This is a genomic window from Clostridium sp. AF27-2AA, assembly GCF_003478505.1.
Classification (GTDB): domain Bacteria; phylum Bacillota; class Clostridia; order Lachnospirales; family Lachnospiraceae; genus Brotaphodocola.
Window position 1 is genome coordinate 34,635 of sequence record NZ_QUFI01000024.1, and the last position, 11,662, is coordinate 46,296.

An 11,662-nucleotide genomic window follows, 5' to 3' on the forward strand; every position below is an offset into this window, starting at 1 on the left:
TTTTTCCGTTTTTCCAGAGACGCGCAAAAGGACCTTCCCCGTACCGGGGAAAGCCCTTTCGCATATCTATGGTTTGGAACCAGGGAGGACTCTGCTATTTGCAAAGCTTTTTGAATTCATCTGCCACAAACTGTACCTGGGTTCCGATGATGACCTGAACGGAGGTCTTGCTCGGACGCATCACACCTGCAACGCCTGCGGATTTGATCCGTTTCTCATCCACCTTCGTGTAATCCTTGATCTCCAGACGAAGTCTGGTGATGCAGTTATCGATAGAAGCTACGTTCTCCGGACCGCCTACGCCTTCCAGAACGATCTTTGCTACCTGAGTAAAGTCATTGTTTGCAAGTTTCACCTGAGTTTCATCTGCGTCATCATCCTCACGACCCGGAGTCTTCAGATTGAACTTAACGATAACAACACGGAATACTACATAGTAGATCACGCCGACAGCCAGGCCAACCGGAATCAGCAGCCACGGATTCTGTGCCAGCGGAGTGAAGGAGCTAAGTACCATATCTACCGCACCGCCGGAGAAGGAGAAGCCTGCACGGATCGGAAGTGCTACGGTAATACCAGCGGTGATACCGGCTAACAGAGCATGTACCACATACAGACCAGGAGCCAGGAACATGAAAGAGAACTCGATTGGCTCGGTTACGCCAGTAAAGAAGGAGCAGAATGCTGCGGATGCAAGCAGTCCGTATACCATTTTCTTTTTAGACGGTTTTGCAGTCTGATACATAGCCAGGCAGGCTGCCGGAAGACCAAACATCATGAACGGGAAGAAACCGGTCATGTACATACCTGTCTGTCCGTAAACACCGGTGTTGCCCCAGAAATTACTTAAATCACTGATTCCGGCTACATCGAACCAGAATACAGAGTTCAGTGCATGATGCAGACCGAACGGGATCAGCAGACGGTTGAAGAATGCATAGATACCTGCACCCAGAGCGCCCATGCCGATAAAGGTCTCACCCAGAGTAACCAGTGCACCGTAAACTAACGGCCATACAAAGAACAGAACAAGTGCTGCCACGATAGAATACAGTGCGGTGAAGATCGCAACTGCACGCTTGCCACTGAAGAATGCCAGCGCATCCGGAAGTTTTACGGATTTGTACTTATTGTAGCAGTTCGCACCGATCAGACCGGAAACAATACCAACGAACTGGTTCACGATCTTGCCGAACGCCGGAGCTGCCTCGTGACCGGTGATACCGGCAACGGAACCGCTGCTTAAGAGCGTAGTGATCATGTACATGGAAACCAGGCCTGCCAGACCTGCTGTACCATCACTGTCATCTGCCATGCCGACTGCAACACCAATTGCAAACAGCCAGGACATATTGTCGATCAGCGCTCCGCCGGCCTTGATCAGGAACAGACCGATGGAATAACTCAGGCCTCCTGCCGTGAAGCCCTGAACCTCACCTGCCATTGCCGCAGGTGCCAGAATGTATCCGATTCCCATCAGGATACCGCATACCGGAAGACATGCTACCGGAAGCATCAAAGCTTTGCCCAATCTCTGGAAAAACTTCATCATAATGTAAAACCCCTTTCTTTTTTTCGCCTCTCGGCGTTTTCTTTATTTGAACCATTCCCCAATGGATTCAAATCACATTTGCATATAACAACAGCCATGAAAGAGTCGGTTTGCCAGCTCACTTCTGCAGAATCTGCGCAATTGTCTTTACTGCCTGCTCTGCATCTTCGCCACACGCCTGGATTTCAATAAAATCTCCGGCTCTGGCCTCCATGGCCATCAGTTCCAGGATGTGATCCGCCCTTGCTGTCTTCTCCCCTAAGCAAAGCCGGATCTTTGCATTCAGGTCTCCTGCTGCCGCAAAAATCCTCGCAGCATTGCGGACATGAAGCCCCTCCGGATCCTGAAGTCTGACCGTAATACAGCTCGTATCTCCTCACTCCGTTCTTTTTATAATCATAAGGTAATGATCGGATCAGCCGGCTTTACCTGCATACCGGTGTGACAGACCATATCCGGAAAATCCGGTGTATTGCAGATGAGGACCGGCGTGATCACATCGTATCCAGCTGCACGAATCTGCTCTAAATCTGCCGTGATCAGAAGATCTCCGGCCTGAACGCGGTCTCCCTGCTTTACATGGGCCGTAAAATGCTGTCCCTTTAACTGCACTGTATCCAGCCCGATATGAACAATGACTTCAGCACCGTTATCTCCCCTGATGCTGACGGCATGTCCGGTGTCGAACATCACTGTGACCTCACCGGAAAGCGGCGCCCTGAATTCTCCTTCAGACGGCTTCACAGCCACACCCTTTCCAAGGATCTCCTGCGCAAAGGCAGGATCATTCACTTCGCTCAGCGGAACTACTGAACCGGATACCGGTGATAATACCTCATCTGCCTCCTTTTTCCCTCCAAACATTTTTTTCAGTGTCTGAAACATAACGCTCTTCTCCTTTCTTTTTTCTGCCATCCATTTCCGTCTGTGTTTTCTGCATGCCGCCGATGCACTCCCCCCCTGTGACAGCGTTTTTCTTAAGCCTGCGGACTGCAATTTCTAACCCGTCGGATATGAACAGACAGATAGGATACCTCTTCCTCCGACACTTCATGGCCGTAGGTCTGCCAGATAAAATCCTTCACACCTCTGCTGCAGGCGTATTCCTCCGGATACATCTGCCGGATCATGGCATGAAATTCCTCCAGACCGGCTCCGTCATCCAGTGACTCTCCGCTGTAGATCCGGTGTGCCAGAAAACGCAGATGCGTGATCATGCGCTCGTAGCTCGTGGAGGTTTCATCCAGCTCTATATGAAAATAATCTCCCACTAATTTAAGGACATCCTGAATGATCTTTGTCATGTCAATGGTGTCACGCATGCGGGTGTTGTACTCCGCATTCACAATATGAAGGGCGATGGAAGCTGCTTCATCGGCCGGAAAAGCAATGCCCAGCCTGCGCTCGATCAGATCCAGCGCAAAAGTGCCAATCAGGTACTCTTCCCTGTAAAAGGTACGAACCTCCCGCAGAAGCGGATTGCCAAACAGCATCTTCTTCTGATACCGCTCTATTGCAAAATTGATATGATCCGTCAGCGTGAGATAAATGTTATGATTCAGTTTTTTATTCATAACACCTTTTGCATACTGGATCACCTCTGCGGAAATCTGGAGCCGCTCCGGCGGAAGCTTCTGGACCAGGCTCTTGAACTGATCCATAATCCCCGGATTGTCGAGACGGAATACCTTCTCGATCAGCTCGTTTGGAATATCCATGCCAGCCCGGAGCTGGAAGCCAATGCCCTTTCCCATAACGACCACTTCCCGTCCGTCTTCCAGGGCACTGACCACGTTGTTGTTAATCACTTTTTCAATTTTCATACTTGTCCCCACCAGTACCAGCCGGTCTTCAACGATCTAATCTGTTTTTATATTATCAGGCAATATAAAAGAAATAAAAAAACCAATTCTGAACAAATATCTGCCACACAAAATATCGTTCAGAACTGGTCTTGCCTGCCGTACAGTAACAACCCAATCTGTTGCTATTCAAATCATGTTATCCTCATGTTACCATGATTTTGACGACATGTCAACTTACTTTTCATCCTCTATTGTTCATTTTTCACAATTCGTGTTGTTGCGCGCGCACAATGGCAATATTCGCACATTACGTAACCGCTTCGGTATCCTCATGAATGACAAAACATCCTCTTCCGCTTTCTTTCGCTTCATAGAGCGCAGCGTCGGTCTCTGTCAAAAGCTCTGTTATGTCATGTGGAAACAGAAAATGGTACGCTCCGATGCTGCTGCCCACTGAAATATCCGGTGAAATTTCGGTAATATCCCGTAAAAACCGGCTCAGCATTTTCTCCAGCTCCGCCCGTTCCAGTTCCCGGCTGATCATCACCGCAAATTCATCTCCGCCGCCCCGGCCGACAATGCCACAGTCAGCAACTGCATCTTCCAGCACCTGGGCAAACCGGCGAAGCACTTTGTCCCCGGTCGGATGTCCAAAGGTATCATTCACCTGTTTAAAGCGGTCCACATCCAGAAACAGGAACCAGCCCCTTGTCCCCGGCTCCGAGTCTGCCTGGATTCTCCTGCACTGGTTCAGAAAAAGCCTCCGTCCCATAACGCCGGTCAGGCTGTCCATCTGCCCTGCATACTCTTTGTATTTCATATACCGGTACATCAGCAGGGCGGCCATCAGAATAATGAAGTTCAGCGCCAGCATCGCTGTACGAAACTGGATCTGCAAATGCAGGATATCATGCTGAATCTCACCAGTCACAACGACATGATGTACAGTCAGCATATAATTTATCCGGTCAGAAAAATAAATCGTAGAAACCGCTGTCATACACAAAACAAACAGGATCATGCCGCAAAATACCACAACGCTCCGAAATGACCAGCGCCAGTCCTGTTCCTGCTGATTCACCGCTTTCCGGTAACGCGTAACAGCCTCACTCTGATAGATCCGGTCAACCAACAGTACACTGACCAGACAAAGCAGCTGGATCAGCATATCATCAAACCGCATGGAGCCTATGGATTTCCAGCTAAAACCACTTGATGGAAAGAAGATTCCCATTGCCGTATAAACCAAAAACGCGTGCAGCTTTGGAGCAATAAACGCCGTCAGGCACTTAAAAAACTGTGCATGCTTCCGTTTTCTGGACCAGGAAAAAAGCAGTCCGGTCAGAACACTAAAGAGAAGTCTGGTCCCAACACTCAAGATCAGACTTTCCAACGGAGCACCGCTCTGAAAGGGGGAAAACAGCCGGTCATCTGCCATCACATACAATGCAGATGCCTTATACATACTGCCAAACCCAAAGATCAGTCCGGCAAACGCGGACTGCGCTGTTCCGAACAGACATCCAATCACCACAACCGGAATATATGCAGTGGCCACCGATATCGGCGGAACGTGGATATACCCCAAAAAGGTAGAGGACATAATCAGCTCCAGCGCGATCAGAATCCCCAGACAACACCATTCAAATTTGCAATTATTCCACTTTTTTCGATTCATTCCCCAACACCTGTTATTCGCAGCTTTCATAGACAAACTATACTAGTTTATAAAAGATTTGCCAAAAAAACAAAATATATTTCAGAATTATGTCGAAAAATGTCAGAATCAATGTTTAGCTATAATCCTTTTCATTTTGCACACTTCATGCTAGAATAAAAACATTCATACAAAAGAAAGGAATTCACGCATCATGTTCAGGAAAAAAAACACCGGCTATGTCTTAAAGCTCAGCCCCCAGGGACCAAAGATGCGCTTCAAGTCTGAAAAGGAAGCCAATGAGTATCTGGCAAAGCTGAAAGAGAAGAACGCGAAGTACCGCAACAACGAAAATTAAAACCGTCTTTGATAACAAAAATGGGGCGAACAATCCATGATGGATCGTTCGCCCCTGCTGCATCTCGTACAGGCTTATTACCGTTTGATATTGAATGCCTTCACACCCGGAAACTGTGCTGCCGCTCCAAGCTCTTCCTCGATGCGGAGCAGCTGGTTGTACTTCGCGACACGCTCACTTCTGCTCGGCGCGCCGGTCTTGATCTGGCAGGTATTCAGAGCCACTGCCAGGTCTGCGATGGTGGTATCCTCGGTCTCACCGGAACGGTGGGATGCAATCGCGGTGTAGCCGGCCTTGTGGGCCATCTTGATTGCTTCCAGAGTCTCAGATACGGTACCGATCTGGTTTAACTTGATCAGGATTGAGTTGCCGCAGCCAAGCTCAATACCCTTTGCAAGACGCTCGGTATTGGTTACAAATAAGTCATCACCAACCAGCTGAACCTTATCGCACAATTCCTTGGTCATCATCTGCCAGCCTTCCCAGTCTTCCTCATCCAGGCCATCCTCGATGGAGTAGATCGGGTACTTCTCGCACAGGCTCTTCCAGTGCTCAACCAGCTCTTTGGAGGTGAACTTCTTGCCGCTCTTCGGAAGCAGATATTCGCCCTTCCTGTCGCTCTTCCACTCACTGGAAGCCGCGTCCATAGCCAGAACGAAATCGGTGCCCGGCTTGTAACCAGCCTTCTCCACTGCTTCCAGAATTACCTGGATTGCTTCCTCATCACTGCCAAGGTCCGGTGCAAAGCCTCCCTCATCACCTACGGAGGTAGCCAGTCCTCTGGACTTTAACAGAGCTGCCAGAGCATGGAACACCTCGGTACACCAGCGCAGGCCTTCTTTGAAGCTCGGAGCGCCGGCCGGCATGATCATAAACTCCTGTACATCAACAGTGTTTGCCGCATGAGCGCCGCCATTTAAGATGTTCATCATCGGCAGCGGCAGACGGTTTCCGTTTGCTCCGCCCAGGAAGCGGTAGAGAGGCATCTCCATGGCATTTGCTGCTGCTCTCGCGCTTGCGATGGAGACAGCCAGAATTGCGTTGGCGCCCAGCCTGGATTTATCTTTTGTGCCGTCAGCCTGGATCATAGCCTGATCAATGGCATAAACGTTAGACGGATCCATACCGCACAGCACATCGGAGATGACGGTGTTGATGTTCTCCACTGCTTTGGAAACGCCTTTTCCGCCAAAGCGGCTCTTATCCTGGTCCCTTAATTCCAGTGCCTCAAACTCACCGGTGGATGCTCCACTCGGTGCCGCGCCTCTTCCAACGGTGCCGTCGGTTAAATAAACCTCAGCCTCTACGGTTGGATTTCCGCGGGAATCGATAATCTCTCTTCCAATTACCTTCTCAATTTCCAGATACATCATAGTCAAATCCTCCTGCTTGTGCCGCTTCCGGCACACATTTTCTGGTTATATGTTAGCTATTGCTAACCGACTACAGTCTATCATAAGGGCTTTGTTCTGTAAATTAGCCTTATTGATCAGTCTTTCTCATTGTCCCCGTTTCTGGTAGTTTTATACCGGAATAAAGACTTCTTTCATATGGAAAAAGATTGACAGGATTTGGATTTATGCTATGATGTTAGCTGCAACTAACTTTAACAAAATTTTCCAGAGGAGGACACCATGCCACTGAATTTAGCTGAGATTAACCAGCAGTACATGATTCAGAAAATATGCGGTGATAAGGAACAGCGTCATTATCTGGAAACCCTTGGTTTTGTAGAAAACGCTGCTGTCCGCATTCTTTCTGTCTTTTTTGGCAATTACATCGTCATGGTCAAGGAGAGTAAGATCGCGATCGGCGCTGATTTTGCGCGAATGATCATCGTACAGGCTGATTAACCGGCCGCGGATCCCGATGCTGTCAATCCATATCAAAACTGCAGCAACTATACTGAAGGAGAACCTTATGAAACGAAACAAGAGCATCCTGCATCTTTGTGAAGTCATCCTGGGCGTGCTCATGCTGATTCTGATACTCAATCTTTATCTTGTCAAGCTTCTGGTCGACCCGGATATCTCTTATACCCCATGTACCGCAACCTCTGCCTGACCCTGGCTCTGCTTGTGTTCTGCATGGTACTGGCCCTGATCCAGCGAGAACTGCTGGCCCGCCTGCTCCATAACGCCTACCGGGATGTCACCGGAATCCACAATAAAAAATCCCTGGAGAAAAAGCTTCTGGAATTAAACGATCGCGCCACCACATTCGGTGTAGGTGTTATGATGTTTGATCTGAATAACCTGAAACATGTCAATGATACCTACGGGCACGAAAAGGGCGACGAATTCATCCAGGCCTTCGCTTACTGTCTGACCCGCATTCTGGATGAGCACAGCTTCCTGGCCCGCTATGGAGGTGACGAATTCATCATCATTCAGGAAAACACCACCCCGGAAGAATTAAAACACATGGATCTGCATCTGAGCACGCTGGTGCAGGAATACAACACCCGCGCAAGCCTGCCTTTAAGCTACGCAGTCGGCTTCGAGGTCAGCTACCGGAATCACTATTTTTTGATGAACGACCTCATCAACGCCGCAGACAAAAACATGTATCAGGATAAATTTTATAAAAAGAATTCCCGCACTGCTACCGAACAGCAAAAGCAGAATCCGCAGGTAATTCCCACCGTATCTTCGGAATATCTTGCGGAGAAAATCCGCCTGATCCAGTCTCAGGCGTACGGAAAACTTCAGATTGCACTGATTTCCACCGATATTGAAAACTTCCATTATATCAATGATAAATACGGCTATCCGCTTGGAAATGAAATTTTAAACATTGTCTACGAAGAAATGACGGCCTATTCCCTTTCTTTATTTACGGCCCGGTTCTTCTCCGATGTATTTATCAGCATCGCCGATGTCAGCAAACAGACCGGAGATGCCCTTCGTGAACAGATTCAGGCACTGGACCAGAAAATCTGTGACCGGATCCGCGATACCTACCACATCAGTTTCTTTCGCACCAACTCCGGCATCTACCTGATTCCGAACGAAGAAGTCACACCGGAAACCATGATTTCCTGTGCTAATGTCGCACGGCGGATTGCCAAAAAACTGATCAGCCACACCTGTCTCTATTCCCCGGAAATTAACCGGCAGGAAAAAATGCAGGCCGAGATCCTGCATTCCTTCCACCCGGCCCTGGAAAACAAAGAATTTGAAATTTATTTCCAGCCAAAGGTACGGACATCAAACCTGGCGGTTTCCAGTGCGGAAGTTTTAGTCCGCTGGATCCGGAACGGGAAAATGCTCTGGTCCCCGGATATCTATATTCCACTCTTTGAGCAGAACGGATTTGTGGTGGATCTGGACTATTATGTTTATGAACAGACCTTCCAGTGGCTCCGCAAATATTCCGGGAAACTGCCCCAGGGATTCCGCATCTCCTTAAACGTCTCCCCGGTCCACTTTGAGCAGCCCCAGACCTTCATCCAGAAGATCCAGGAACTCATCGATTCCTACTGCGTGGAGCCGTCCTTCCTCACCTTTGAGATTACGGAATCCACCTATGTGAACAATCCGCTGGCCGTCAACCAGGTCATCCGTAGTCTCCAGAACCGCAACATCCAGATTTCCATGGATGACTTCGGTTCCGGATACTCCTCTTTAAACACCTTAAAGGATCTGCTCTTCGACGAAGTCAAAATTGACCGGATGTTCCTCGGAGACACCATCTCCGAAAGCGGCCACATCGTCCTGGAAGAAATCTTCCACATGTTAAAGCGCATGAAAAAATCCATCGTCTGCGAAGGCGTGGAAACCCAGAAAGTCGCGGACTTCCTAAAGCAGGAGGGCTGCGATGAAATTCAGGGATTTCTGTATTACCGACCAATGTGCAGAGGGGATTTTGAAAAACTGATGGGATGCTTGCGGTGATATCAATTTAAGGGAATAGCACGAAAGGGTCCGAAGTTTCGGAGAGGGCCTACAGAACCGCAGATGCGGTGGAATTTTGTACTTCATTCGCTCCGCCGCCTATTGTTTCCCCTGCGACCCAAACTCACTCGCTGCGCTCGTTCAGACAAGGGTCTCCGGGGAAACGCTATGCTCGCTCATGAAGAAAATTCCAATGCATCTGCTTATTCTGTATGCCCTCCCCGAAACTTCTGCTTTACTGACTATTCTACGATAATGAATAACGCAGCCAGAACGATATTAACGAAAGTCTGTAAAAATAGACTTTTCCAAATATCATTCTGGCTGTGTTTTGTTTTTGGGCAGAGTGAATGCCTGACTGTAGCCATTATCTTCATTGGCTCCGCTAGAGATAAAAACCACGCAAGCACAAGGTATTAGTTTAAACCTCTTACGATTGCACGGTTTTAATTATCGTAACGGAGCCAATAAAGTAGAAGTTCCGGAAACCGCGTACAGAATAAGCAGAAACATTGGAATTTGCTTTGTGAGCGAGCATAGCGTCAGACCGGAGACCCTTGTTTGAGCACGCAGCGCGTGCGAGTTTGGGTCGCAGGTCTGACAATAGGCGGCGCAGTGAACAAAGCGCAAAATTTCACCGTTTCTGCGTTTCTGTACGCGGTTTCCGGAACTTCGGACCTTTTAGTGGTTCCGTCTCAATATTTTTATTACCTTCAGTCTCTTCAAATATTCCTTCTGCTCTGTCGTGATTCTGTAACTTTCCCTTGCTTTCTGGATGGTCTTATTATGCGTCCACGGATCCAGGCGATTCTGTTCCAGATAAGGAATTGCTGCATCCCACTGTTTCGCCAGCGCTGTCGCAAAAAACCACGCCGTCATCATATTCACATAATACTCTTCCGAACGCACTGCAGCCGGCAGCTCCAGATACCCTGGCTGAAAGTCCTCATCGAGAAACCATCTCATGAGCATTCCTATGCCAAACCGGCAGGTGTATGTATGCTCAGAGGGAATCCAGAGTCTGATTTTCTCCAGAAGCTCCGCTTTGTGTTTTCCAAATACTTTCGGGGAGAGGCCGTCGCATACCGCCCAGTTGTCAATATATGGCAGAAATGCTTCCACGGCTTCCATGCAGGCATCGTAATCTTTGATTTCTGCAATGAGAAGGGCATGAAGAATATTCTCATCGTAATAAGTATGGGGAAGCTGTTTCAAAAACACAGCCGCCTCCGGCTCTTTCACAAATTCCTTTGCCAGCTTTCTCATGGCAGGTATGCGGATTCCAATGATGTTCTCTCTGGGAAGTCCCGGAATCAAACTGCGGTGAAACTCCCTGTACTTCTCATCCTGCAATGCAAATAATCGTTCCTGAATCATAGATACTCCTTTAGAATCCCAGATTATCATTCACCAGAATTACATGAATTCTTCCGGCATGTCTGGAATATCTTGTGATCAAAAACTGACAGCAGATGGTATCCGGAGACTTGCAGTCAAAACATTTTCCCGTTGTCTTACAGGGTGTTTTTACTTCAAAGCGCTGGGCATTCACCGGTGCTGCCACATTTCTTGCCCGCTTCATGGCTGCGTCCAGATCACTGCATACCTTATTAATTCCCACGATAAAAATAACCTTTTTCGGTCCCTGGGCAATACAGGATACCCGGTTGGAATTTCCATCAATATTCACCATAATGCCATCATCGGTGATCGCGTTCGCGCTGCTTAAGAACACATCTGCATCGTACGCCGCCATAAGCCCTGCTCTGGGATCCAGCTTCGCACGGTCAATATAATTGTAATTGCCCTCTTCCAGTGCCTTGATCAGCCCGATTTCATGGGCACTCATGCAGCCGCCCATGGCAATCGTGCTGCCCTCCGGGATCAGTTCTAACGCCAGCTTCAGCGCCTCTTCCCTGTTTGCCGCATAATAACCGCTCATATTTCGGGACTGCAGTCCCTTGATCACAGTCTGTGCCAGGCATTCATTTCTTTTTACAAGATTCTCGTTCATGTGATATTCCTCCATTCTGACCACTCCATGCAGCCAATCTTATTTTCATTATAGCGTTGCTTTTCTGAAATCTCAACAAATACCAAACAGATGAATCAGTTTCAGACTGTATCAAACACACACCGATGCAATAAAAAAGCCCAGAATCCCTTGATTTTACAAGGAATTTCTGAGCAATACATTTTGACAAAAAAATAAGCGGGTGATGGGAATCGAACCCACGTATCCAGCTTGGAAGGCTGGTGTTCTACCATTGAACTACACCCGCATCTTACAACGAAAAATATAATACCACAGAATTTCAGAAAATGCAATTACATTTTTATATACCAATTAAAAAATAGTCACGAAAGGTCCGAAGCAGGCCGGGGTGGTATCCC

The 11,662-nt window shown here is 48.2% G+C and carries 12 protein-coding genes and 1 tRNA gene; 4 read left to right on the forward strand and 9 right to left on the reverse strand.

Translation table 11 applies throughout. The annotated features are described in order from the left end of the window. Positions 1–94 precede the first annotated feature (94 nt). The 5 genes from nagE to DWY84_RS12780 all read right to left on the reverse strand — a co-directional run bounded on the left by nagE (position 95) and on the right by DWY84_RS12780 (position 5,035). Entirely contained in the window at positions 95–1,552 is a 1,458-nt protein-coding gene (nagE, locus tag DWY84_RS12760) for an N-acetylglucosamine-specific PTS transporter subunit IIBC (protein ID WP_118533759.1), read from the reverse strand. 118 nt (positions 1,553–1,670) lie between these two features. Further along, a complete protein-coding gene (locus DWY84_RS12765) occupies positions 1,671–1,913 on the reverse strand; it encodes an HPr family phosphocarrier protein (protein ID WP_118533760.1) in 243 nt (80 codons plus the stop codon). A gap of 35 nt (positions 1,914–1,948) precedes the next feature. Further along, on the reverse strand, positions 1,949–2,437 hold the full coding sequence (locus tag DWY84_RS12770; RefSeq protein ID WP_118533761.1) for a PTS glucose transporter subunit IIA: 489 nt from the start codon (positions 2,435–2,437) through the stop codon (positions 1,949–1,951). A gap of 92 nt (positions 2,438–2,529) precedes the next feature. Beyond that, complete coding sequence (locus DWY84_RS12775; protein ID WP_118533762.1) at positions 2,530–3,375, reverse strand: PRD domain-containing protein; 846 nt, start codon at positions 3,373–3,375, stop codon at positions 2,530–2,532. A gap of 289 nt (positions 3,376–3,664) precedes the next feature. After that, positions 3,665–5,035: a diguanylate cyclase gene (locus tag DWY84_RS12780; RefSeq protein ID WP_118533763.1), complete on the reverse strand. Its 1,371-nt coding sequence runs from the start codon at positions 5,033–5,035 to the stop codon at positions 3,665–3,667. A gap of 193 nt (positions 5,036–5,228) precedes the next feature. On the opposite strand from DWY84_RS12780, the gene DWY84_RS17445 reads away from it, so the two are divergent. Next, positions 5,229–5,372, forward strand: coding sequence for a hypothetical protein (locus tag DWY84_RS17445; protein WP_178716353.1), 144 nt, complete (start codon positions 5,229–5,231; stop codon positions 5,370–5,372). A gap of 77 nt (positions 5,373–5,449) precedes the next feature. Here the strand turns inward: DWY84_RS17445 and eno are convergent, their stop codons facing one another. Beyond that, on the reverse strand, positions 5,450–6,745 hold the full coding sequence (gene eno, locus DWY84_RS12785; protein WP_118533764.1) for a phosphopyruvate hydratase: 1,296 nt from the start codon (positions 6,743–6,745) through the stop codon (positions 5,450–5,452). Positions 6,746–7,006: 261 nt separating this feature from the next. Between eno and DWY84_RS12790 the strand changes: the two genes are divergently transcribed. The 3 genes from DWY84_RS12790 (at position 7,007) to DWY84_RS12795 (ending at position 9,268) form a co-directional block, all read left to right on the forward strand. Next, positions 7,007–7,225, forward strand: coding sequence for a FeoA family protein (locus tag DWY84_RS12790; protein WP_118533765.1), 219 nt, complete (start codon positions 7,007–7,009; stop codon positions 7,223–7,225). A gap of 67 nt (positions 7,226–7,292) precedes the next feature. Beyond that, positions 7,293–7,436: a hypothetical protein gene (locus tag DWY84_RS17450; RefSeq protein ID WP_178716355.1), complete on the forward strand. Its 144-nt coding sequence runs from the start codon at positions 7,293–7,295 to the stop codon at positions 7,434–7,436. Then, positions 7,415–9,268, forward strand: coding sequence for an EAL domain-containing protein (locus tag DWY84_RS12795; RefSeq protein WP_118533766.1), 1,854 nt, complete (start codon positions 7,415–7,417; stop codon positions 9,266–9,268). The genes DWY84_RS17450 and DWY84_RS12795 overlap by 22 nt, the downstream gene beginning before the upstream one ends. A gap of 681 nt (positions 9,269–9,949) precedes the next feature. Here the strand turns inward: DWY84_RS12795 and DWY84_RS12800 are convergent. The 3 genes from DWY84_RS12800 to DWY84_RS12810 form a co-directional block, all read right to left on the reverse strand. Continuing rightward, positions 9,950–10,645 carry a DNA alkylation repair protein gene (locus DWY84_RS12800; RefSeq protein ID WP_118533767.1) on the reverse strand — a complete coding sequence of 232 codons (696 nt, stop codon included), beginning with the start codon at positions 10,643–10,645 and terminating at the stop codon, positions 9,950–9,952. Positions 10,646–10,655: 10 nt separating this feature from the next. Then, entirely contained in the window at positions 10,656–11,282 is a 627-nt protein-coding gene (locus tag DWY84_RS12805; RefSeq protein WP_118533768.1) for a lactate utilization protein, read from the reverse strand. Between the two features lie 197 nt (positions 11,283–11,479). Next, positions 11,480–11,550, reverse strand: a tRNA-Gly gene (locus DWY84_RS12810). Positions 11,551–11,662 lie beyond the last annotated feature (112 nt).

Coding starts and splice junctions, on each gene's coding strand:
- DWY84_RS12800 (WP_118533767.1), bottom strand. CDS start 10,645: ATGATTCAGGAACGATTATTTGCATTGCAGGATGAGAAGTACAGGGAG.
- DWY84_RS17445 (WP_178716353.1), top strand. CDS start 5,229: ATGTTCAGGAAAAAAAACACCGGCTATGTCTTAAAGCTCAGCCCCCAG.
- DWY84_RS12795 (WP_118533766.1), top strand. CDS start 7,415: ATGTACCGCAACCTCTGCCTGACCCTGGCTCTGCTTGTGTTCTGCATG.
- DWY84_RS12775 (WP_118533762.1), bottom strand. CDS start 3,375: ATGAAAATTGAAAAAGTGATTAACAACAACGTGGTCAGTGCCCTGGAA.
- eno (WP_118533764.1), bottom strand. CDS start 6,745: ATGATGTATCTGGAAATTGAGAAGGTAATTGGAAGAGAGATTATCGAT.
- DWY84_RS12805 (WP_118533768.1), bottom strand. CDS start 11,282: ATGAACGAGAATCTTGTAAAAAGAAATGAATGCCTGGCACAGACTGTG.
- DWY84_RS12790 (WP_118533765.1), top strand. CDS start 7,007: ATGCCACTGAATTTAGCTGAGATTAACCAGCAGTACATGATTCAGAAA.
- DWY84_RS12770 (WP_118533761.1), bottom strand. CDS start 2,437: ATGTTTCAGACACTGAAAAAAATGTTTGGAGGGAAAAAGGAGGCAGAT.
- DWY84_RS12780 (WP_118533763.1), bottom strand. CDS start 5,035: ATGAATCGAAAAAAGTGGAATAATTGCAAATTTGAATGGTGTTGTCTG.
- DWY84_RS17450 (WP_178716355.1), top strand. CDS start 7,293: ATGAAACGAAACAAGAGCATCCTGCATCTTTGTGAAGTCATCCTGGGC.
- nagE (WP_118533759.1), bottom strand. CDS start 1,552: ATGATGAAGTTTTTCCAGAGATTGGGCAAAGCTTTGATGCTTCCGGTA.